This window comes from Arthrobacter castelli DSM 16402, assembly GCF_000430705.1.
Taxonomy (GTDB): Bacteria; Actinomycetota; Actinomycetes; order Actinomycetales; family Micrococcaceae; genus Arthrobacter_C; species Arthrobacter_C castelli.
The window spans coordinates 1-22733 of the sequence record NZ_AUMN01000012.1 but is presented as its reverse complement, the minus strand read 5'-3'; the positions used below and the strand labels follow the sequence as shown (position 1 = coordinate 22733).

At 59.8% G+C, this 22733-nt stretch carries 19 protein-coding genes and 3 pseudogenes; 11 read left to right on the top strand and 11 right to left on the bottom strand.

The window, feature by feature from the left end; all coding sequences use genetic code 11:
• Nucleotides 1–14: 14 nt before the first annotated feature.
• The 4 genes from H535_RS27830 to H535_RS0113630 form a co-directional block, all read right to left on the bottom strand.
• Nucleotides 15–623 (bottom strand): thermonuclease family protein, encoded by a 609-nt coding sequence (locus H535_RS27830; protein ID WP_051299300.1) that lies wholly within the window; start codon nt 621–623, stop codon nt 15–17.
• 103 nt (nt 624–726) lie between these two features.
• Nucleotides 727–1116, bottom strand: a complete 390-nt coding sequence (locus tag H535_RS29375; RefSeq protein ID WP_051299298.1) for a hypothetical protein — start codon at nt 1114–1116, stop codon at nt 727–729.
• A gap of 54 nt (nt 1117–1170) precedes the next feature.
• Nucleotides 1171–1410, bottom strand: coding sequence for a hypothetical protein (locus tag H535_RS0113635; RefSeq protein ID WP_026819983.1), 240 nt, complete (start codon nt 1408–1410; stop codon nt 1171–1173).
• Nucleotides 1410–1589 (bottom strand): hypothetical protein, encoded by a 180-nt coding sequence (locus tag H535_RS0113630; RefSeq protein WP_026819982.1) that lies wholly within the window; start codon nt 1587–1589, stop codon nt 1410–1412. The genes H535_RS0113635 and H535_RS0113630 overlap by 1 nt, the downstream gene beginning before the upstream one ends.
• 323 nt (nt 1590–1912) lie before the next feature.
• On the opposite strand from H535_RS0113630, the gene H535_RS0113625 reads away from it, so the two are divergent.
• From H535_RS0113625 to H535_RS0113615, 3 genes are all read left to right on the top strand, one after another.
• A complete protein-coding gene (locus H535_RS0113625; protein ID WP_035769648.1) occupies nt 1913–2824 on the top strand; it encodes a hypothetical protein in 912 nt (303 codons plus the stop codon).
• 92 nt (nt 2825–2916) lie between these two features.
• Nucleotides 2917–3261 carry a hypothetical protein gene (locus H535_RS0113620; RefSeq protein WP_026819980.1) on the top strand — a complete coding sequence of 115 codons (345 nt, stop codon included), beginning with the start codon at nt 2917–2919 and terminating at the stop codon, nt 3259–3261.
• Nucleotides 3258–4340 carry a hypothetical protein gene (locus H535_RS0113615; protein WP_026819979.1) on the top strand — a complete coding sequence of 361 codons (1083 nt, stop codon included), beginning with the start codon at nt 3258–3260 and terminating at the stop codon, nt 4338–4340. Before H535_RS0113620 ends, H535_RS0113615 begins: the two co-directional genes overlap by 4 nt.
• An 87-nt stretch (nt 4341–4427) precedes the next feature.
• Here H535_RS0113615 and H535_RS25480 read toward each other — a convergent pair whose 3' ends face one another.
• Nucleotides 4428–5138, bottom strand: coding sequence for a GntR family transcriptional regulator (locus tag H535_RS25480; protein ID WP_035769647.1), 711 nt, complete (start codon nt 5136–5138; stop codon nt 4428–4430).
• Nucleotides 5139–5278: 140 nt separating this feature from the next.
• Here H535_RS25480 and H535_RS25475 point away from each other — a divergent pair, with 140 nt between their 5' ends.
• From H535_RS25475 to H535_RS25460, 4 genes and pseudogenes are all read left to right on the top strand, one after another.
• Entirely contained in the window at nt 5279–6697 is a 1419-nt protein-coding gene (locus H535_RS25475; RefSeq protein WP_081416692.1) for a sugar porter family MFS transporter, read from the top strand.
• Between the two features lie 12 nt (nt 6698–6709).
• A pseudogene (locus H535_RS30385) lies at nt 6710–7676 on the top strand (alpha/beta hydrolase).
• Between the two features lie 19 nt (nt 7677–7695).
• Nucleotides 7696–8640 (top strand): N-acetylglucosamine kinase, encoded by a 945-nt coding sequence (locus H535_RS27825; RefSeq protein WP_162144882.1) that lies wholly within the window; start codon nt 7696–7698, stop codon nt 8638–8640.
• On the top strand, nt 8637–9368 hold the full coding sequence (locus H535_RS25460; protein ID WP_051299292.1) for an N-acetylmannosamine-6-phosphate 2-epimerase: 732 nt from the start codon (nt 8637–8639) through the stop codon (nt 9366–9368). Before H535_RS27825 ends, H535_RS25460 begins: the two co-directional genes overlap by 4 nt.
• A 336-nt stretch (nt 9369–9704) precedes the next feature.
• On the opposite strand, the gene H535_RS0113585 is transcribed toward H535_RS25460, so the two are convergent.
• The 5 genes from H535_RS0113585 to H535_RS0113565 are packed head-to-tail and all read right to left on the bottom strand — an operon-like array spanning nt 9705 to nt 17106.
• The gene (locus tag H535_RS0113585; RefSeq protein WP_026819978.1) at nt 9705–12701 is read right to left on the bottom strand and encodes an alpha-mannosidase; all 2997 of its coding nucleotides are present in this window, start codon (nt 12699–12701) and stop codon (nt 9705–9707) included.
• Nucleotides 12702–12738: 37 nt separating this feature from the next.
• Nucleotides 12739–14031, bottom strand: coding sequence for a sulfatase-like hydrolase/transferase (locus tag H535_RS0113580; protein WP_035769646.1), 1293 nt, complete (start codon nt 14029–14031; stop codon nt 12739–12741).
• A gap of 2 nt (nt 14032–14033) precedes the next feature.
• Entirely contained in the window at nt 14034–14915 is an 882-nt protein-coding gene (locus H535_RS0113575; RefSeq protein ID WP_051299289.1) for a carbohydrate ABC transporter permease, read from the bottom strand.
• Nucleotides 14915–15763 carry a carbohydrate ABC transporter permease gene (locus H535_RS25455; protein WP_051299287.1) on the bottom strand — a complete coding sequence of 283 codons (849 nt, stop codon included), beginning with the start codon at nt 15761–15763 and terminating at the stop codon, nt 14915–14917. Before H535_RS25455 ends, H535_RS0113575 begins: the two co-directional genes overlap by 1 nt.
• Before the next feature lie 59 nt (nt 15764–15822).
• Nucleotides 15823–17106 (bottom strand): ABC transporter substrate-binding protein, encoded by a 1284-nt coding sequence (locus H535_RS0113565; protein WP_026819976.1) that lies wholly within the window; start codon nt 17104–17106, stop codon nt 15823–15825.
• A gap of 121 nt (nt 17107–17227) precedes the next feature.
• Here H535_RS0113565 and H535_RS0113560 point away from each other — a divergent pair, with 121 nt between their 5' ends.
• The 3 genes from H535_RS0113560 (at nt 17228) to nhaC (ending at nt 21459) form a co-directional block, all read left to right on the top strand.
• Nucleotides 17228–18448 (top strand): ROK family transcriptional regulator, encoded by a 1221-nt coding sequence (locus H535_RS0113560; protein WP_026819975.1) that lies wholly within the window; start codon nt 17228–17230, stop codon nt 18446–18448.
• Nucleotides 18449–18828: 380 nt separating this feature from the next.
• Nucleotides 18829–19971: a trans-sulfuration enzyme family protein gene (locus tag H535_RS0113555; protein WP_035769643.1), complete on the top strand. Its 1143-nt coding sequence runs from the start codon at nt 18829–18831 to the stop codon at nt 19969–19971.
• Between the two features lie 111 nt (nt 19972–20082).
• Nucleotides 20083–21459 carry a Na+/H+ antiporter NhaC gene (gene nhaC / locus H535_RS0113550; RefSeq protein ID WP_211236594.1) on the top strand — a complete coding sequence of 459 codons (1377 nt, stop codon included), beginning with the start codon at nt 20083–20085 and terminating at the stop codon, nt 21457–21459.
• 82 nt (nt 21460–21541) lie between these two features.
• Here the strand turns inward: nhaC and H535_RS0113545 are convergent.
• A pseudogene (locus H535_RS0113545) lies at nt 21542–22378 on the bottom strand (IS5 family transposase); the annotation flags it as partial.
• A 171-nt stretch (nt 22379–22549) separates the two neighbouring features.
• Between H535_RS0113545 and H535_RS29635 the strand changes: the two are divergent.
• Nucleotides 22550–22733 (top strand): annotated as a pseudogene (locus tag H535_RS29635) (ISL3 family transposase); the annotation flags it as partial.

The window sequence follows — 22733 nt, the reverse complement described above, 5'->3', positions numbered from 1 at the left end:
CTTGGTTATTTGGGTCAGCTGCGGCCAATGGATGTGCAGTATGCATATGCGCCGGCCTCTGCTGCTTCTGCTTTGTCGGCGGCGGTGCTGTAGATGCCGAAGCGCTGTGGTTCAGGCTCGCCGTCCGGATACCAGGGCACCGCATAACCCGCGCTGATTTGCCGCAGCGCGACATCACCGCCGCCATCGGTGCTGAGATAGGTCAGGGACCGGCCGTAGCGGTCGGTGTGGTCGGCGTGGTCGGCGTGGTCGTCATAGGTCAGTGTCACGGCGGTGCCGGCGTCCAGCATGGTCTTGAGGTGGTCGGTGGCGGCCTGCGCCCCGCATTCGGGTGTGGCTGTTTCATAGGTGTTCATCTCGGCAGTGTCGATGCCCAGCAGGCGCACCGAGTGCTCGTCGCCGGCCTCGTTGGTGGCCTCCAGGACACCGGCGACCGGCTTCACGGCGACGGTGTCGCCGTCGATGACGCGCACCACCTCGGTGGTGATCTGTGCACGTTGGTCGGTGGGCGGGGTCGTTGTCGTCGGTTTGTCTTCAAACAGGCCGATGCTGCAGCCGGACAGAGCAATGATCGCCAGCAGTGAAGTCAGCAGTGCCGCGGCTAATCTTGATATGGGCTTCATGGTTTCCTTGGTGTGGTGTATAGTCCGCCTGTGTCGGTGACCGGCTCGATCACCGGCACATGCGCAGGCGGGTTTGTTGCAGCTTTTTGCCGCCGTTGGACACTCAGATGTTGGATTGGTGGCCCCGGACCAGCTCGTCGGTCCTGATGGTGACGCGATGGCCTGCATTCGCGGGCGGATACGACGGGTGGTTCGAGGACACGACCAGGCAGATCCAGGAACCGATGTTGCGTTTGCGCAGCGACGATTTCTGATTGATGTAGCCATCCGGTCGGACACCGCGGAACTCAATCGGTTCGACGATGACCTGGTATTGATGGTGTTTATCGCCGTGCCAGGGCAGTTCAATGGCCAGATCGGCCAGCGAATCCTCTGTGAGGCTCACCGGCCGGGTGGACAATGTGTGGGTCAACGAACCTTCGGGAAATTCGGCCAGGCGTGCCTGTTCTTCTGCTTCGGTCTCAAACCGTGTCCGGGTGGTTTTGAACGCCATGATGATCGATCTCTCTGTAGACGCCGTCGCTGTGTACGTGCGCGGTGTGTTTGATCAGGCATGCTCGTAAACCGGCGACAGCAGTGCCTGACAGGTTTTGGGCAGTCGTGAGTAGTCGGTGTTCTCGTCGCCGATGATCAATTGATCCCGGTGGGTGATGATCCAGGTCTGGATCTGAGAGTCGAGGTAATCGGCCGACTCGGCCTCGAAGACGATTGGATACCAGGTGTTCCCGTCTAGGCTCACCGGCAGCGTCACGGTGATCACAGCGGTGTGTTCGATGTTTTCAGGCATCAGGCATTCTCCCGGGCGTACAACGCGTTGTGTGTGAGGTTGGTGAAGTTGGATCCGCAGATCGCGAAGATCTGGGCATTGGCGTGCCGGGTCGCGATGGCGAAAAAGCTGGCGAGGGCTTCGGACTTTGAGTGGTGCTTCAGGCACAGGTTGTTGCCGTAGATGACTGCATAGGACATGGGTATTCCCCTTTTTGCGCGTACCGCACCTCGATGTGCGGTCATGGCGTGACTGACGACTCGTGCGTCGAGGTCGTCGCGGTTGTGACACCGCGGCGACGAGATCGCGACGAGACCGGCAGCTACCGCTAACGCAACTGCCTCAGTCACTCTTTCCATGCTTGTCCCGGAGCAGCTGTGCTGATCCCGGGCCCACCTGTCAACTTTCAACACACCAACCAACGGCGCATCCAGCATTCAATCGATGATCGTTATTATCTATCAGATATGATGGACTCGTAAATCAAGAAGCTTTATCAGTCGAATCGGGAGATGCCTTGAACATGATGTCCAAAGCAGTCTTAGGCGGCGCGGCCGTGCTGGTGGTGACCATGCTGGCCGGTTGCGGCAGCGGTGATGCCACCGCCGGCCACACCGCCGGGCCCGGCGCGACCAGTACAGCGACACCGCCGCAGAGACAGCCAACACAGTCAACGCAGACACCGTCGAAGTCAGCAGCAGCACCGGCACAGCCGAAGTCGTCGAAGGCGGCACTTTCGCCGGTCAGTGACGAAGAGCTCGGCGCAGCGTTGAACCGGATGATCTACGGCAGTCTGCACACCAGCTCCGACGGCGGCCAGTGCTTTGTCGAGGCGGTAGAGCAGGTCGGCCTCTCTATCGAGGCGCAGAGATACATTGTCGAACGCGGCGGCGACCGGTGGACCGAGGTCGGTTCAGCGCTGCGGGCCGACGTCAGCAATACCGCTGCCGATGCCCTGATGGGCCAGAAGTTTCGCACGCTGGTCGATCGTTGTGCCGATGCTGATTTGAATGCCGGCGAGGATTCTGCCGCCGGCTCCGGCGGCAAGGCACAGCCCGGCAGCGATGCGCAGTCTGCTATGACCAACCGCCCCACACCACAGGCGAGTGCGCCATCGTCGTATATTCATGTGCCCTCGAAGTACGACATCAACCGGGATCAACCGATCACCACGGTGGAGCAGTTGAAGCCGGGCCTGGTATCGATGATGTCCTCGTTCGGCGGTCAGCGCCAGAGTGAGTTGATTAAAGACAGCGCCCGGTGTCTGAGCGAGGCAGTGCTGGATGCCGGTTTTTCGCAGCAAACACTGCATTTTATCGCCGGCGGGGCCGAGATCGCGGCCGGATCTATCGCTGAATACATCCCCGACGAAAAGGACCAGCAACTGTGGCAGTCGTCGGATTTCAGCTCGTCCCTGTCGGCGTGTTTGACCTGATGATCGGCCAAGTGATGCGTGATTGTCTCACAATGCTGGTTAGAATTGATTGATACATGAGTTGAATGATGATTATAAAGGAGGTCGCGAAGATGGCGGCAACGACACAACCCGGCCAGGACCGTCGTGAACGCACGACCGTGCGGCTGCATCCCGATACCAAACAGCGGGTGCAGTATTGGGCGGATAAACGGGCCTTGACGGTCAACGAGTACATCGCCGATGCCATTGGCGAGCAGATCCGGCGCGAGAATCTTGATTATGACCTTCCCACGCTGGAGATCGCCCGGATCAACCAGCTCGTCGACGAAGTCAAGGCACTGTCGACGAACTCAGCAAACCTGGAGCGTGTGACCACCCAGGGTTTCGACACGCTCATCGGGCTGACCCGCGGGGACAACTATTTGATGGACGACGAAGACGGTGAGCTGGCGTGAGTGGGACCTTTGACGAGTTGCTCCAGAACGCCTCAGTCGATGAGGCCATGGACGTCGATATGTCGTATCTGACCACCCGGCCCAACACGGTCGCGACCGGCGAGCCCGCCCGGCCAGGCGGCGCGGATCCTGAACCCGACCGGGACATTGATGACGATTTTGACTCTCAGGCCGTCGGTGATCGGCGACAGTCTGAGCCGGGCGGGCCCGATGATTCTTCCGGTGTTGATGTGGTAGCAGCCACGCAGACTACAGCGGCGGCACCGGCGCAACCAGACGTTGATGCCGCTTCTGCGCCTGAGCCTGAACCCGAGCCCGGCTCCCCTGAGCCGCAGGCGGAGCCTGCCGTTGTTGTGCCCGAGACGTCATCGTCGGCACAACAGGGTTCAGAACGCGATCGTGCCCAGGCCGTGTCGGCTGTATCGACACAGCGCAAGACTGATCAGCAGGTTGCGGTCCAATCGGCCTCGGCGCACAAGAATCCAGCAGGGGCCGGTAATACCGCAGCCCTGCCGCGCACCGGCTTCAACTTGTCTCGGGCGAAGAAGCAGCTGCAGGTGCGGGGCCTGCCCGATGTTCTGATCACGGCCCTGCAGGAACAGGTGCGGGCAGCGACGGTGCGCGATCGGGGTATTGATGCTGACGAGGCCCGCGAGTTCAGCCAAAGATTGTCCCAGCCGGCCCTGGTGATCGCCGCGCTGTCGGCACAATTCGACGTGGACGTCGACACTGATGCTTCCACGTCCACCGCCGTTGAGCTGTTCCGGTCTCAGAACCCGCTGCTGGGCTCACTGGCCGCACGCATGGAGGCGATGGAACAGAACCAGGCCCATAGCCAGAGACAACTGAGTCACCTCGAGGACAGTCTCAAACAGGTGAAGCAGACCTCACAGGTCACTGAACAGTTGCTGGCCTACTCGATCGCCGATCGGACCGAAAACCTGGCCAAAGGGATATACGCCGTCTCCGATGTGCGCCTGACGCATAAATCATCCATCACCATGCGGGACAAGGCCCGTGACGAGACGCGCAAGCGGGAGAAATTTGAACAGGACCGGGACGGCCGGCCGATGCGGTGAGTCAAGGTGTGGCGGGCGGCTCCTGACTCATTTGTCCAACACGGTATATCCCATCTGTACAAAGAAGGGTGCGCCCTCGGAGCCACGCTAGATCAACGGCTCACGCCTAACGCCGAATTTCAAATCGTAGCGATCTGCCCGATAGAGACTCGTCGTACGTTCGACCGGTTGGTCACGATGATCGAGACCGATGCGCTGGACCCGGAGTGCGGGGGCCCCCGGCGGCACAACGAGCAGCCCCGCCTCAGTGTCCTCCGTTGTGACTGCTGTGACGACCTGTTCGGCGCGCACCGGACGTATACCCAGAGTATCCAGCTTTTCGTATAGAGAAGACGACAGGTCTTCGCCGAGAAGTCCCGGGACCAATACCGCTGGCAGATAACTCGTCTCCAGGCACATCGGCTCGTCGTCCGCGAGCCGGAGCCGGACCAACCGCACAACCGGATCATCAACGGACAATCGCAGTTCGCCCCCGATGACGCTGCCCGCAGGTACCTCCCCTGCAACGACGACCCGAGAGTCGGGGCGGCTCGCCCGCCTCCGCATATCCTCGCTGAACGAGGTGAGTGTCAGGGTTTTCGACACGGTCGAGTCCGACACAAACGTTCCCGCACCCTGGACCCGGTAGACGATCCCAGCGGCCTCAAGCCCGCGCAGTGCGGTCCGAACGGTAGCACGGCTCACCTGGTAACGAACGGCGAGTTCCCGTTCAGTTGACAGCGGCGTGTGCGCGTCGAGGGGCTCTATCTGCTTGCGCAGCTCCGCGCCAAGCCACTCGTGCTTTGATCCCGGGAACACTGCGGCACCCACCCTTCGTAATATGGTTCGTACCAATACTTCATGTTCTCACGATTTTACGAGATCTATTGCGTAGGTCCGGCATTAATCGCATTATTGGATCTAACCAATTTTCTGGCTCCAATGAAGGAACACCGGACATGACAGACGATCAGTACGCTTCACAGCTGAAAAACTCACGAAACGATCCCTCGGCCAGGAACCGAACGCGGGCCGTGCTGGGCATCACCTCCGTGGTCGCCTTGGGCGGTTTCCTCTTCGGCTATGACACCGGCGTTATCTCCGGTGCGCTGACTTTCATCAATGACGACTTCGGGCTCTCCTCGTTCACATCCGGCGTCGTGGTCAGTTCCATCGTGGTTGGTGCCATGATCGGGGCCCTCGGCTCCGGCAGGCTTGCCGACCGCTTCGGACGCCGCACGATGATCCTGATCGCAGCGGCCATTTTCACGGTCGGATCCGCTCTCGCGGCCCTCGCCCCGTCGTTCCTCACCCTTGTCGCCGCCCGCGTCATCCTCGGCATCGGCATCGGCACCACTTCGGCCCTCGTGCCCACTTTCATCTCGGAGGTCGCGCCCCCGGCCAGCCGTGGCCGCCTCGTCGCCGTCAACCAGTTGCTCATCACCATCGGCATCGCCGTCGCCTACTTCATCGGCTACGCTTTCACCGACAGCGAGAACTGGAGAGCGATGTTCGCGGTCGGCATTATTCCTGCCCTCGCGTTGGGCATCGGGATGCTCTTTTTGCCCGAGAGCCCGCGCTGGCTGCTCTTGAACGGAAGGGGCGATCGGGCCCGGGCTATCCTGGCACGCCTGCGGCCCGCGAACGCCGTAGAAGGCGAGATCGCGGAAATCGAGCAGGTCGGATCGGGCGGACGCACCCGCCTCCGCGACCTGACCCGGCGATGGATGGCCCCGGCACTCCTGGCCGGCATTGGTCTCCAGGTCCTCGGCCAGGCCACCGGTGTCAACACGGTCATCTACTACGCGCCGATCATCTTCCAGAACGCGGGCTTCGATGCCTCGGCGGCGATCCTGGCGACGGTCGGCATCGGGCTCGTCAACGTCGTCATGACGCTGGTGGGGATGAGCCTGGTGGACCGCATCGGGCGCAAGCCGCTGCTCATCTCCGGCGTTTCTATCATGGCTGTCTCTCTCATCGCCCTGGCCACGACGTTCATGATCGGTGGCCTCTCGGACGTAGCCGGTATGGTTGCTTTCATCTGTGTCGCCGTCTACATTGCCGCTGTCGCGGCGAGCTTGAACGTCGTCGTGTTCATCATTCCGTCAGAGATCTACCCGCTGAAGATCCGAGGCACCGCGATGAGCGTGACGCTGTTCTCCAACTGGAGCCTCAGCTTCGTCGTCTCTCTCACCTTCCTGCCGATGCTCGACGCACTCGGCACCTCGGGCGCTTTCTGGCTCTACGCGGCATTCTGCATCATCCTTGTCGTCTTCGCGGCCCGGTATATCCCCGAGACCAAGGGCCGCAGCCTCGAAGAGATCGAACGGGATCTTCGGGGCACGGAATCAACCGACTCGCACCCCGGTGCAGAGTAGAGGGAGGCAAGCATGTCGTCTTCGACAAGAATGATCCCGCCTATGCCGACAGGACCGCGAGACGGGCCCGTCGTCCGTCTGCATCCGGGGGCGGCGGCCGTTCTGCGCTCCGGGCTGAACGGCCTCGCAACGGCTCTTCCAACCGATCTGCGTACTCATGCAGATATCGAAGCTTACCGCCGTTCCGGAGCATCCCGGAGGACGACGGTCGAAGAGGTTGCGAACCGGCTCGGCCTGATCCGAGAAGAGCGGACCTCCAGCGCCTGCTCGGTGACGATCTTCCGTCCAGTTCACCGCGACCCGAGGGCCCACGTCGTCTTCCTTCACGGCAGTGGCTTCATCGCCGGGAATCGCTTCGACGGAGTGGATGTCGTAGCCAGACACGCCGAGCCGGCCGGTGCAGATGTATGGACTGTGGAATACCCGCTTGCCCCCGAGCACGAGCTCGATGAAATGATCGACGCCGTACTGGCCATTGTTGTCGACTGTGGCGCGGACGGCCTCCCGACCGTACTCGCCGGTCAGAGCGGTGGTGGCGGTCTTGCCGCTGCATGTGCATTCGCCGCACGCGGGCGGGGCGTCCGGCTTGCCGGCCAACTCCTCACCTGCCCGATGCTCGACCGCCTGGAGCGTCCGTCGACTGGAGCAGTTCGCGCACGACCCGGCATGGAGCGATCAATCAAATCGAACCGCGTGGTCCGTGGTCCTCGCGGGGGCCTCCACTATCCCGCCGGGAGAGCGCGCGGATCTGGAAGGCATGGTTCCCACATTTGTCGACGCGGGATCGGCGGAGCTGTTCCGTGACGGCTGCCTTGACTTCGCGGGCCGGCTCAACGCCGCGGGAAACGCGGTCGAGCTGCACATGTGGTCGGGCGGATCCCACAGCTCCGACTGCGTGGTCGAAGACGCCGAGGTGTCCCGTCAGGCGCACCGGGCAAGGGCAAGCTGGCTGCAGCGTCTTCTGGACAAGAATGTGTGAGACCGAAAGTGAGCAGCAGATGACTACCTTGACCTTCGACCTCGGCCAGACCGGATTCCGTGCCCGCGCGAGCATCGACGGCACGGCCGGACCAGAGTTCTCCGGACCGGGCTACGTGATGGGTACCCCCTTCCGCGACGCAATAAACGCCGTCGTGCGCGAAGCGGTCGACAACACCGGAATCGAGAGATTCGACTCCATAGCCGGAGGCGTCACCGGAGTCTTCGGCCGCGTCCCCGACACATTGGACACAGCACGTGACCTATACAACGCCTTCGGAACCACTCGTCTCACCCTCGCCGACGATGCCGTCACCTCATACCTCGGTGCTGTGGGAAGCGGCCCCGGCATCGTCGTCTCCCTCGGCACCGGGTTGGTGGCACTGGCGCGGTCCGAGTCCGGCGAATTCGCCCGCGTGGACGGTGTCGGTCCGCTGATCGGAGATGAGGGGTCGGGCTGGTGGATCGGCCGGCAGGGGCTGATCGCCGCGCTATCCGCCGAAGACGGCCGTGAGCCCGCCTCCTCGTACCTCCTGGAAAAGGCGAAGGACAAGTACACGGGCACATCTGCTATCCCCATCGCAGTCGCCTCCGCCGCATCTCCGATAGGCGAAGTCGCCGCTTTCGCCCGAGTAGTGATTAACGCCGCGCGTGACGCCGATCCGACCTCTGTCTCGATCCTCAAAGAAGCCTCTGGACACATAGGTCGCGCCGTTGCGGCTGCGGCACGACGGGCCGGTCTCACCGCTGATCTGAAGTATTCCCTCATCGGCGGGCTCTCCCCTGCCAGCGACCTGTTTCTGCCTGGTATCGCACGCGCCCTCAACGAGTGGGGCCCCAGCAGTCATCTGCAGCCGGAAGGGACGTCGCTGGACGGAGCCGCTCGCCTGCTGCGCGAGGCGGACGACCTCCCGCACAGCTCTCTGATCCGCGTTGTTGATCTGCGGAAGGGAGATCGACAATGAGCCACATAACGGGCACTCCACCGCTCGAAATGCTACGGGGCAAGCTCGTCGTGTCGTGCCAGGCATATCCCGGCGAGCCGCTCCAAGATCCGCACACCATGATGCTGATGGCCCAATCCGCTGTACTCGGGGGTGCTGTCGCCATCCGGGCCCAGGGCCTGGATGACATCAGACTCATCCACGACAACATCGAGGCACTCCAAATCGGGCTTTGGAAGGTACCAGGCAACGACATTTTCATCACGCCCACTCTGGAGCACGCCATCGCCGTCGCTGAGGCTGGTGCCGAAATCGTAGCCATAGACGGCACTGGCAGATCGCGTCCCGACGGCCTGTCGCTGCAGGAAACGATCACGGAACTGCATCGGCAGACATCTGCGCTCGTCATGGCCGATGTCGGCAGTGTGGCAGACGGCATATACGCCGAAGATGCCGGGGCCGACTGTATCGGAACCACCCTCTCCGGGCATACGGGAGAGCGGGCGAGGACCGAGGAGCCGGACCTCGCCCTGGTCCGCGAGCTCGTCGCGGTGGTGAGTAAGCCCGTACTGGCGGAAGGCAGGATCCATACTCCTATCCAGGCCGCGGCAGCCCTTGAGGCGGGTGCCTTCGCCGTCGTCGTCGGCACAGCGATAACCCACCCGACGACCATAACCTCATGGTTCGCGGGCGCTCTCGTCGGGCAGAAAGCCCCCGACAACGCTCGGCCGATTCTAAGACGTTCCTGACCAAGATCGACCCGGATTCCGTTGAGGGGTCTACGTGCTGACCGCACCGCGTGGTGCGTCATCGGGCCACCCGGCGATGGCGAGACGGATACAGGCATTGACAGGCTCATTCTTATTCACCCATCATTCTTCGCCACCACCACGGGCCAGGCCAAAACCGTTAACACCACTGGAAGTGTCACCACCAAAACCCGCCCAAGTGTCACCGATGTCCTGAGGCAGAACTGTCACCGATCTCTTGCGACATAACACTCCTCCATTAAAAGCCGCCACGCCACGGCAAGAGCGCGAACACCACCTCACCCGACTTTGAAAAGACCCTGCAAGGTGAGTGGGTCAACTGTCCACCCGCATCCGCAGCGTAATGATTTCGAATGGCTTTACAGCCATCTCAATCGGCCCGCTTGGCCACCATCGCGCCTCCTCCGCGTCGCGCTCCAGTAGATCAGTTCGCCATGCCGCCGTCCATGATGCATCGATGTCCACGGTCGCCGGCTCCGATCCGCCCAGAGACTCATAAAGGCGCACGATTAGATCACCTGATCGATCCTCAGCGAGCTTCACCGACTCAACCAGTACCGACCGCGAGTCGACAGTGACGACAGGGGCTGGGGCCTTGCCGCCTTCGAGTATGCGCAAAGGCAGATTCATTCGGTATCCCGCGCTCACTGCCGTGTCGATCGTGGATCCGATACCAAAGGAAGTTTGGAGCACATGCTCGCTCTGATCAGATTTAGGGTCGGGGAACATTGGTGACCTCAGCAACGATTCCCTCACGAGGGTGAAAGGTGCCCCGTCAAGGTTGCGTTGTCGTGTGATGTCGTGGCCATAAGTTGCCCGGTTGGCTACGTAGGCGCCAAAGCCATGCTCGCCTACATGAACCCAGCGGTGGGCAATCGTTTCGAAACGGGCTTTATCCCAAGATGTATTTGTATGTGTCGGGCGTTGCAGGTGGCCGAACTGGATCTCTGAGGTGGCATGGTCGGCGAGGACATCCACGGCAAAGGCGAGCTTGAGCATCTTCTCCTGCTCACGCCAATCAACCCGGGTTTCAATATCAATTTCCGTTGCCTCTTGGGAAAGGCTGAACCTTTGGGTCATGGTGGACGAGCCGAAACTGCGTGTAACGACGAGAGCTTCGTCGTCCACGCACGTGTCGTCGGCCTGCCGCAGCTCAGCTTTGTTGTTGCGGTAATGCACGTCGATATCCCATGCGTCCCATTGATTAGGTGTGTCCCGAAAAACCTGCAGAACTGCGGCTTCCTGGCCAGATGGCACAGCATCCCGTCCGGTTCTGCGATCGATGAGTGACACAAGTATGCCAGCTGAATTGAAGCGGGCTTCGATCCGGTCGCCGCGCATCGTCCAGCCCTCTCCATCGACGATGGGTGCAGCAAATTGCTTTGGGATATTGAGGGCTGCACCGCTGGCAGGGACATCATGGTGTGCAACAGGTGCTGCGTTGAACGCGATGCGTTTGGCGCCTCTGCCGGCCAGAGCACGTTGCGCCCGTGCGATGATCTCCTCCAGACGCTGGCTCATCTCCGCGTGGTCGCTCTCTGCTTCTCGATGCACCCAGGCGATCGACGAACCAGGAAGGATGTCATGAAACTGCAGCAGCAGGACGCGTTCCCATATTTCATTCAGTTCGTCATACGGGTATTCGATGACGCCGCGGACGGCGGCGGTTGCGGACCAAAGCTCAGCTTCGCGCAGGAGGTGTTCATTCCGGCGGTTGCCGCTCTTAGTGCCGGCCTGGGAGGTATAAGTCCCACGATGCAGTTCGAGGTACATTTCTCCCGACCAGACACTCGGAGTGGAAAGTTGCCTCTCCGCCTCCTTGAAGAAGCGAAGTGGAGACGATATCTCCACTGTGGGCGATCCTTCGAGATTCCGCTTGCGGTCAGCGGCCTCGACCATTTCCCGTGTTGGCCCCCCGCCACCGTCGCCAAAGCCGAATGGCAGGAGCGAAATGTTCGACTCGCCCTTTTCCGAGAATTGCCGTTCGGCGCGAGTCAGATCCTCGCCGGATAGGTCCGAGTTATATGTGTCAGCTGGCGGAAAGTGAGTAAAGATCTGAGTTCCGTCAATCCCTTCCCACAGGAAAGTATGATGTGGCATTGGATTAACTTCGTTCCACGACAGCTTTTGCGTCAGCATGAAATCGTTGCCTGCCAGTTTTGCGATTTGGGGGAACGCGGCTGTGTAACCGAAGGTGTCAGGAAGCCATACTTCAGTCGGCTCGATGCCAAACTCACGCTGGAAGAAGCCTTTTCCACGCAGGAACTGGCGCACCAATGCCTCACCGCCGGGCATGTTGATGTCTGATTCGACCCACATTCCGCCAACTGGGATGAAGCGGCCTTCCGCGACCCGCTCCCGGATCTGTTCAAAGAGCTGGGGATAGTATCGCCGCATCCAGTCGAACTGTTGAGCACTCGAGCACGCGAACACGAATTCGGGGGCCTCGTCCATTAGCTGCAGCACATTTGAGAACGTGCGGGCACATTTGCGGATTGTCTCGCGTACGGGCCATAGCCAAGCTGAATCGATGTGGGCATGGCCAACTGCGACTACGTGATGGGAACTCGCTGATGCTGGACTGGCGAGGGAGGACGAGAGGAGTTCGCGTCCAGCTGCCGCGGTTCCGGCAACATTCTGGGGATCGACCTCGTCGCACATCCGTTCCAGGGCGCCCAGTATTGCAGCGCGGCGGGGTGCGCTGGTCTCCAGTTGGTCTGCAACGCCAACAAGAGCGCATACATCGTGATACAAGCGCCATACCGTTGGATCGCGTTCGACGAGGTCGATACGACGCAGTGTGTAGATCGGTTCATTGCCGGCAGTTTCGGGATCCCCGAGGTGCGTCGGTAAGTAGAAGTAGTTGCCCCCCACATCGGGATTCGACGCGGCTTCGATGTAGACGTCCACTGAGCAGTGCGCTTCCAGCGGTACGTAGGCATTCAGCGGCTCCAATGCCTTAATGATTGAACCATCCGGACGATAAACAAGGCCCTCTGCCTGGAACCCTGCCTGGCGATCTGTGAAGCCCAGGTCCACATGTATCTCCAGTGATGCATCATCGTCGCCCCACCCCTTAGGGACCTCGCCCGTTACGTGGAACCATGTAGTGCCCCAAGGGCGGCTCCAAGGCATGCCTGCCGAGAACGGACGGTATTCTCCGCCGCGTGCTTCATTGAACGAAACTGGTTCTCCCGGCACATCCCACGCCTCAATCGCAAGCGGGGTACTCCTTCGCTTCACCGCCGGGAGGATCCGTTCCCGGGTGAACCGCTCGATGCGCATCTCGGCAGCGGTCGCTTTATGATCCATAATCAGTTACTCCACATCTGGTTTGGGCGCGGGCAAATTACTCATGTTCATTACGCAGGGACGCGTTCTCGGCGCTCCATGCACGCAGTTGTGAACTCAATCTCTCGAACATATCGGGATAGTCGGCCTGCACATCATTCTGTTCGCTGGGATCGGTCATCAGGTCGAAGAGGGCCGCCTCTACGACGACGGGGCCCTGTAGGCTCTCGATGGCCCCAAGCACTAGCTTCCACCGGCCGGAACGACAGGCTGACTGCTGCTCGTACTCCCAGAAGATAGTGCGCTCCGGCGCATCCGCACCCAGCAGCGTCCCTAGCATTGAGCGGCCATCAATATCGCTTTCGGGAGGGCAGCCCACTGCATCGAGTACGGTCGGGGCAACATCCATCATCACACCGGCGGTGGTAATTTCCTGCCCGGGCCCGATATTCCGGGGCCAGGAGATGATGGCGGGGACGCGGATACCCCCCTCAAATACCGATCCTTTGTGGCCGCGTAGACCGCCGGCCGAACCTCCCATGTATGAGACTTCCTCACCATTGAGCCAATTGCGCTCTTCTGTGGAAGGCCCGTTATCGGAAGAGAAGAATACAAGCGTGTCCTCCCGCAATCCAAGCCGCTCAAGTGTCCCCATGATATGTCCGACGCCGTCGTCCATTGCCTTAATCATCGCTGCCATCATTCGTCGATCCTCTGGCAGGTGGGAGAATTGCGATACGTAGTGTTCCGGTGCGTGCAGAGGATAGTGGGGAGCGTTAAAGGGAACGTAGCAGAGGAATGGTCCATCCGAGTGGTCTTCGATAAAGCCGGCGGCGCGCTCTGCCACTATAGTGGTGAGATACTCGCCATTGCGCCACACCTCTTCGTCATCTTCCCAGAGATCATGAATTGGATTATGGTCATTCCAGTAAAAGATGTGGGAATAGTAATCGACGCACCCCGCTCGGAAGCCAAAGTGGGTATCGAAGCCATATTTGAGGGGCCCATAGGTCGGATCGGCGCCCAGATGCCACTTCCCGAAGATGCCGGTGGTATACCCCTGTCCGCGCAAACTGTCAGCCAGTGTACGTTGCGGCTTTAGTCCCGGGGTACGGCGGGTTCCGCCAAGAATACTTTCGACGCCACAGTGTGCCGGGTAACGGCCGGTGAGAAGTGATGCCCGTGACGGCGAGCATACCGGTGAGTTCGAGTACCAGTCGGTGAAACGCACGCCATTTTCAGCGAGTGTGTCAATAGCCGGAGTGGAAAGTTCGTCGGCGCCGTAGCAGCCCAAGTCCCCCCAGCCGAGATCGTCAGCGTAGATGATTATTATATTTGGCCGGACTGGCATATTTATTCCTTCACACTTCCTGCCGCCACGCCGGTAATGAGGCGGCGCTGGATGATCGAAAACAGCACGATTGTCGGAATGGCCGAAATCGTAGCGGCTGCCATAATGACTCCCCAATCTGTCGCGTACTCGCCAAAGAACCCATATAGCCCAACCTGCACAGTCTTGAGATTGGGATCGGTCAGGAAGACACTGGCGAAGAGGAATTCTTCCCAGGTGGCGATGAACGTGGTCACCCCTGTTGAGACGAGGCCAGGTACCGCAACAGGCAATATGACGCGGAAAATCGCCTGCAAAGTGTTGCAGCCGTCCACCCGCGCGGCTTCATCGAGCATACGAGGAACCGTGTTAAGGAACCCCAACATCAGATACGTGGCCAACGGCAGCGTCATCGCTACGTACACGATAATTAGTCCGAAGTAGGTATTGAGCAGACCTAATGTGGAGAAAAACAGGTACACCGGCGTAATTAGCACGACGAAGGGCACCAGCTGGGTTGCCAGCACCACGAGCAGCAGGGGGTATCGGCCCCGAAAGCGGAAGCGCGAGAACCCGTAGGCGGCCACACTCGCCAGAATGAGGGTGCACGTGGTACTCACCAGGGAGATCAGTAGGCTGTTTCCGATAAAGCGCGCGAAGTCCGATCCTTGAAACAGACGGACGTAAGAGTCGAAGCCGAGATCGACGAACAATTCGGACAGGCCCGTCCCACCGATGAGGGCGCTGGCAGGACGAAGCGAAGTAAACACCATCCATAGCACGGGAAACACCAGCAGCAGAAGCAAAATGAAGGTCGGCACTATGACTAGAAGGTCTCGTGGGCGCCTTTTATCAGAGGCCCTGAAGGTGTAGTCGTGCGAAGGTGCTTGAATACCGGATGACATCACAAGTTCTCCTTCCCAGACGTGATGCGAAGGTAGACAAGGGCGAATATTAACATCACAATCGACATGATCAAGCCAATTGCGGCTCCCTGCCCAAGGTTGTTGTCGATGAACGCGGCCGAGTACAACTGCGTAGCGAGTACTTGTGTGTAGTTACCCGGGCCGCCACCGGTAGTGAGCCAGACATAGACGAAGTTATTGAAGGTCTGAATAGTCGTAATCAACACCACGACAAGGAGCACCGGGCGCAGGTTGGGCAGCGTCACATAGCGGAACCGCTGCCAACGATTTGCCGAATCAAGCTCTGCCGCTTCGTATTGTTCCTGTGGGATGGCCTGCAGACCCGCCATAATCACGATCACGACAAACGGCAACTCGCGCCAGACAAGAATAGTATCGATTGCCCACCAAACCGTACTTGTTTGGGCCAGGAACGGGATTCCGCTATCGACCAGACCGGTGGATGTGAGTATTTGGTTGATCACGCCAGTATTGGCATTAAGCATCCAGCGCCAGCTCGCGACGGCAGCTACTGGCGGAATCATCCACGGAAGCAATGCGAGAGTACGGGCAAGGCCCCGCAACCGCCACCGCGCTAGAGTCCGACTCTGCAGCAGCTGGGCCAGTCCCAACCCGAGCACGACACGTGCGGCCACGGTAGCGAAGGTGAATGGCAGCGCAGTGTTAATGGCCGCTGTCGCCGTCTGGGGCGAGGTGAACACAGAGACGAAGTTTCGCAGTCCAACCCATACTGCCTCAGCAGGCGACTGATATGGCGTCAACTGTTGGAACGACAGCACCAGGTTGTACACAGCCGGGAACAGAAACAGTACAGCAATGATGGCCAATGCCGGTCCTGTAAGCACAAAAGGTTGTGCCTTGCGTAGACGAGGCGATGAAATGAAAATCAGCCCTTCAGAGCAGCTCGCAACTGCTTAAGTATCGCGCTGGCTGCGCTCTGAGCGTCCTTCTGCCCTGAGTACACAGCCGAGAACTGCCCGTTTACGATCTCCTGAATGGTCCCCACATTCGTTTCGGAACCAATGTAGCGGGCGAAAGACTCGGCATGGGGCAATTGCTTGACGTACCCCTTCTCGGCCTCAGGCACATCCAATTTTGAAAGTGTGCTGGTTGAGGCAGGGTACTGATCGTAGCTTTCGAACGTGTCAGAGCTCATCAAGTACTTGATGAATTCCCATGCGGCGTCGGGATGCTCGGTGTTCCGGTTGATCCCGAGCGCACGGCCACCCAGATGAGTAGACCCGTCGGTCGTACCGTCAGGCATGGGAGCTGTCACCAGCTCAATGCCTTGCGCATCGGCTTGCGACTGCACCGTGCGGAAAGTAGCGGGAGGCTGATAACTCATCGCACAGTCTCCGGTGGCAAGCTCGTTCAGAATAGCGGCATCGCTATAGTCGGAGACCGCTTGGTATGAGGTCGGGGTCGCCCCTGACACGAAGAGGCCATTGAGGTACTTGATGGCGTCCTCGAGTTGTGATCGGGAAACACCTGGCTGCCATTTACCGGATGACGACTTCTCAATTAGAGTGCCGCCATGTGACCAGATGTAGTAATTGATCGCATACCAACCGGAACTGGTGGCGGCGCCTCCGGCGGGCCAACAAAAGCCGGCTACTTCGCCGCCACTGGAAGAACTGATCTTGGCGGCATTATCTGCGAGCTCCTCCCATGAGGTGGGCGGCGCATCTATCCCTGCACTGGCCAATGCCTTCGGGTTATAGACGAGAGCCATGGTATCGACGGTCCAAGGCATCGCCCATGTCTTACCGTCGGACTTGACCATATCCATTGCAAGCAGGTTGTCAGCATCTATCGACGGATCTGACTTGAGGTACTTGTCAAGGGGAAGCAGGATGTCGGGGTCGGCGACGAATGCGACGTCGGCGAGACCGAGCTGCGTGATATCGGGACCAGTGCCTGAGTTCGCTTCGCGTGCGAACTGCTGAACGTCATTGGGACTGAGAGTCTGAAGCTCAACCTGTATATCCGGATGAGAGTTATTCCAGGCATCGACTGCCTTCTCAAGGCCCTGAATTTGTGCGGCCGGATCGAACTGCCGGAAGACCAGTGTCGTATCATCGGAACCGGATGAGCCAGATGAACAGCCAGTGAGGGATATGGCAAGTACGGAGCTGGCCGCCAGGACGGTCCTTAACAGGTTTCTCCTCATTCTACTTCTCCTTTGAAGGCTAGGGCCAAGTCCTCAAAGCGTATACAATCAAATTGAATTCAACAATAGCTTGCAGACGGACCATGCACTCGTAATAAGACTTCATGGAAAGGACATCGGGATGCGGAAGCGCGGATCGAATCTCCCGCAGGTTGGCGATTACAACCAAGTACTCGCGCTCGATCTGATTCGTCAGTCGGGCGCTCTGCCGAAGCGTATTCTCGCCGAACGCACCGGCCTGACCATCCAGACTGTTTCGAACATTTGTCAACGGCTCATACAGTTGGGATTGATACGACCTGCTGCTAGACCGGCGACAGAGCACGGAGCACGCGCTGTCTTCTATGAGATTGTGGCCGACAGCCAATACGCTGTAGGTCTGCACATTGACCCTGCACGAATGGATCTCGTCGTCCTCGACCTCGCGGGCAACATCGTCGATCGTACGTCGGTCGCTACGCCTCCGGGTGACGACCCGGAGGCAGGTCTCGACGCGATCGAAACCTCAGTATGTACGATGCTGCGGGACAATATGATCGGTGTAGATGCAGTGAGCGGATTGGGCGTTTCCTGCCCGGGCCCTATTGACGTCGATGCCGGAACTTTGGTCGGCCCACCAAATCTACGCGGGTGGTCGCTGCTCGAACTTCGTAATGAGTTGGAGACGCGGCTTGGACTAGTTACTGTATTGGAAAAGGATACAATCGCCGCCACAACTGGAGAGTTGTGGGCGGGACGCCAGCAACTGTCCAACTTCGCGTTCATTTATGTCGGAACCGGTGTCGGCGCTGGTGTAGTCCTTGACGGCGAGATCATTCGGGGGGCCTCCAAGAACCTCGGAGAGATTGGCCATTTAAGCGGCGACCCCAACGGTCCAATCTGCTCTTGCGGCGGACGAGGATGCGTCGCGATCACAACAGCCCCTCCTTACATTGTCTCGTGCGCCGTAGAAGCCGGTGTTTTGAAAGCCGTGGACACCAAAGACCCAATAGAAGTGGCAGCTGCCATCGCCAAACTCTCGGAACTTGCGGAGACAGGAACCGATTCGGCCCGGGAGATGTTGGAGGCAGTTGGACATGCCTTCGGACGAGCTGCCTCGAACCTTGCGAATGCACTCGATCTCGAGGCAATAGTTTTCGGTGGACCGGAATGGCCGGAACTCTCTAAAGTCGTTCTCCCCATAGCAGCGCGCGAGATCAATCGTCTGTTTACTATAAGTGAAGTGCATTCAGTCGAGGTCCGGCAGTCGGAACTCGGCATCGACGTCGGCTCCGTCGGCGCCGCGTCTTTGGTCATGTACAGGACTGTGGCATCTTCGTCTACAAATCTCACCTTAGCCTGATCATTATCCCTCCCATCAGTTGGACTGATTCAATGACAAGTGGAAGAAAGCCAGGAGAATCTAGGTCCCTATGAAGCAGCGTCGCCGGCTGATGGTCGACATCAACTCGATCCGCCGAGCTTCCGCACACCACACAAAGCCAGCAAGGACACCATGGAAGATGTAATCCACGCCAGAGCCCAGCAGCGGACTCCCGTCGCAGTCGCCGAAGTGTGCACGGTCCAACGACCGGCCAGGCCGCTGATTCGGAGTCGATTCCCGGAGAAGATGAGGCGCGTGGGTATTGGTGAGGGTCGCACCGGAAGCGGCGTCGGACGCGCTGAATCCACAAACACCAAGAGAGAGGTGCACATTTGCACAGTACGGATAGAGAGATCTGCATGGGTGCCTGGAACGGGCCAGGGGAAAGCGCCGGTGCAGTCGCGCCACCAATCTTCCAGACCAGCTTGTTCGCGAAGCCGTCCTTCGACGCCTTCGTTCGACAGCAGGCCGCGGAGCACGAGCACTTCGTGTACAGTCGTGGGACCAATCCCACGGTGGCGTTTCTTGAGGAACGCCTGTCATTGTTGGAGGGCGGTGAGGCGGCCAAGTGTTTCGCCTCCGGCATGGGGGCTATTAGCGCTGTTCTGACCGGGCTGTTGCGCAGTGGCGACCATGTGCTGTTCGTCAACACGATCTACGGGCCCACTCTCGAGCTCGCTGAGCATCTGCGCCGCTTCGGCATCGAGCACACTGTTTTGGCCGACCCGGGCGAAGATATCGAGGAGCATATTCGTGAGAACACGGCATTAATCTATGTGGAGAGCCCGGGCACCATGCTCATGCGGGTGCTGGACCTGCGGTCGTTAACAGCCGTCGCGCGACACCACGGCATTCGGACCGTCATGGACAATACGTGGTCGACTCCGCTGTTCCAGAAGCCGATCTCCTCAGGGATAGACCTCGTTGTGCACTCGTGCACCAAGTACATTGGTGGTCACAGCGACGTTATCGGAGGCGCCGTGATCGGCTCGCGAGCGGCGATCACCGAGATCTTCTACACAGGGTACCAACTCCTCGGTGCAGTCATGTCCGCGCTGGAGGCATCAATGATCCTGCGGGGGTTACGGACCCTTCCGGTTCGGATGGAAGAGCACCAGCGCAACGCCGAGCGGGTCATAAACCACCTGGCTTCCCACCCGGAGGTCGTGGCGGTCCATCACCCCTACGCCGACCACGCGCTCGACGAGAACATCATTAGTGCGCAGTTCAGCGGCTTCTCCGGCCTGCTGAGCTTCGACCTCCGGAACGGCACGTTCGAACGGGTCCGCCGATTCATCGACAGCCTGTCATTGTTCCGCATCGGTGCCAGCTGGGGTGGGTATGAGAGCCTCGTGACCTCGCCAATGCGACCGGGCAACGCCGCGCAGCTACGTTCGAACGGTTTGGCGCCCGGCCTGATCCGCCTCTCCGTGGGGCTCGAAGGCGCGGAACGACAGATCGAGGACCTCGACAAAGCGTTCGATTCCCTACCGAAGCTGTAAGAGCGCCATCGCAGCACCAGCAACGAGAGGACTGCCTCTATGGAGAAGAAAGACGCCCGAACGCCGCCCCAGCCGGCCGTCGCGATGGCTCTCGTTCCCGTGGCCATTACGGTGGTGATCCTGGTCGGCGGAATCGGGATCCTGAAGTACCCAGCGGAACTGATGCTCATCTTCGCGGGAATTGTGTTCACCCTCTTCGCCGCCCGATATGGCATCACCCTGGCGCAGGTCCTCGAGGACATGGGCGAGAAGATCAAGCAGGCCCTTCCTGCCATCCTGATCCTGCTCAGCATTGGAATGCTGATTGGTGCTTGGATGGTCGCCGGGACGATCCCGTTGATGGTCTACTACGGCCTGGAACTCATCGACCCGGCATTTCTGTATGTTCTCGCTTTCATCATTACGGCCATCGTCGCGACCTTCACCGGCACGTCGTGGGGTGCCGGCGGCACCGTCGGCGTCGCCCTCATCGGCGTTGCACAGACAATGGACGTGTCCTTGGCGATCACCGCAGGTGCGGTAGTCTCGGGCGCCTATTTCGGCGACAAACTCTCGCCGCTTTCGGACACCACAAACATGAGCTCGTTAGCCGCCGGCGCCGACTTGTATGAGCACATACGCCACATGCTCTATACAGCAGTCCCGTCATCATTGCTAGCTATTGCCGTGTTCTTAATCGCGGGCAATTCGATCGGCGACTCGTCGGCGAACCTGGACGCGATCACCAGCACCACCAGCGAGCTGAACGCCTTGTTCGACCTGAACCCAACCCTGCTGATCCCGGCCGCCGTCGTGCTCATCGGGTCGATCCTACGCAAATCGCCACTGATGGTGCTATTCGTGTCCTCAATGTCGGCGCTGCTGCTGGCGGGAATCGTGCAAGGGTTCGACGGCGCAGACCTCTTCGCCTCGGCGGTCTCCGGCTTCACTACAGAGATGCTGCCTAGCAGTGATGGAGTATCGGATTCGCTCGCGGAGTTACTGAACCGCGGTGGGCTGTATTCGATGTACAGCTCGGCGTTCTTTGTATTCTGCGCCTTTTTCTTCGCTGCGGCACTAGAGAAGTCAAACGTGCTCCGCATCCTGATCGGTCGTATGATCGAGAAGCTGAAGACGACCGGTGGACTGGTCGCGGCTACATTGCTGTCCGGATTCACCATGATCGTCACCATCTCCAATGCCTTGGTCACATACTTCCTGATCAACGACCTATACGGAGAGGCTTATCGCAAAAGGAACCTCCACCCGGTCAATTTGTCCCGCAGCATGGAGGACTCAATCACCATCACCGAGGTACTAATGCCGTGGACAGTGAGCGGTGTGTTTTTCGCGACTACGCTCGGCGTAGACAACTTCGAATTCTTACCCTGGGCAGTGTTCAATTGGAGTGGGCTCATCTTCTCTGCGTTAATCGCCTTCCTGGCCCCACTAACCCGCGGCTTCGGCATTCGGTACCGCGAACCAACGACAACATCCGCATCCTCATAACAGGCCTGCAGGAGAGCCAACAGGAAACCACTACACGTTGGTTGACCAAGTCCAGACAATTAGAGATTCCGCCGATAGGGTATGGTCTGCGTGTTGGCCGGGTGTCCCAGCGGTGGGTGGTCCAGGCCTGGCGGATGAGTCTGCGGATGGTGATGATCGTATCTGCCAGGGCGATGAACGCGTCGATCACCCGGGTCCGCTTCTCGGTGCAGATGTGGAGCTTCTTAAAGCCGCGATTGTGCCACGAGTTCGTGCGTTCGACGACCCAGCGTGAGGTGTTCTGGATCGGTGCCGGGACGCCTTTCTTAGCGATGTGGGCCTCGCAGCCCAGTTCGTCGAGCAGGTCGCGGGTGGCGCCGGAGTCGTAACCGGCGTCCAGGTGCACATGGATGTCTTCGGGCAGGTCGAAGCCGAACCGGCCAAGCCTTTCCAGGGTGGGGCGCGGCAGGGGTGAATCATGGCGGTTGGCGCCGGCGACCACGCACCCCAGAGGCAGGCCCGCCCCGTCGGTGAGTAAAGAGCGTTTGGTCCCGCCCTTGCCGCGATCAACCGGCGAACGGCCAGCCGCTTCACCGCCGCACGGGGCCTTGACCAGACACCCGTCAACGGCCAGATCTTCCAGCTCCAGTCCGCAGTACCGGTCGTAGGCCTCCAGGGCGATCTGTTCGAGTTCGGTGAAGATCCCTGCAGCGATCCACGCGTCCCGACGCCGCCGGATTGTGGTCGCCGAGCAGATGGTGTCAGAGATCTTGTCGTAGGCGACACCGAGCACCAGTACCTGGACGAGCTTGTCGAACACGATCCGGTCAGTCACCCGTGGTCGGTGGCAACCCAGCGGATGGTCATCGACCACCGGTGGTATCAGAGCACTGAACTGGTCCCAGATGGTTTCAATGATGGAAGATGGAACGGCAGGCACAAGCACTCCTGAACAAACGGGCCCTTCGCATTTGAGCGTGGTTAGGGTGTCCTCAGGAATTTGAGATGGCGGGATGTTCTGCGGCTGCTGCGGCGTGGCGCGCACGGAACGGGGTCAGGGTCTCTTTGAATTGGTAGCGACCAAACTTCCAACCTCAAAAGAGACCCTGACTTGTCTAATTCTACGTCCTGTCCCGGTGGGCGCTGGTGCGAACGCGCTGACACTCTGCTCGGTATCACTGGAGTGCACATCACCTCCGTCACCGGATCTGCCGAGAGCCTGCTCCTTCGCATTGAAACGGATCAGTCCCTGGCTGGTTGCCCGGCCTGCGGCGTCGTTGCCATCGGGCACGGAC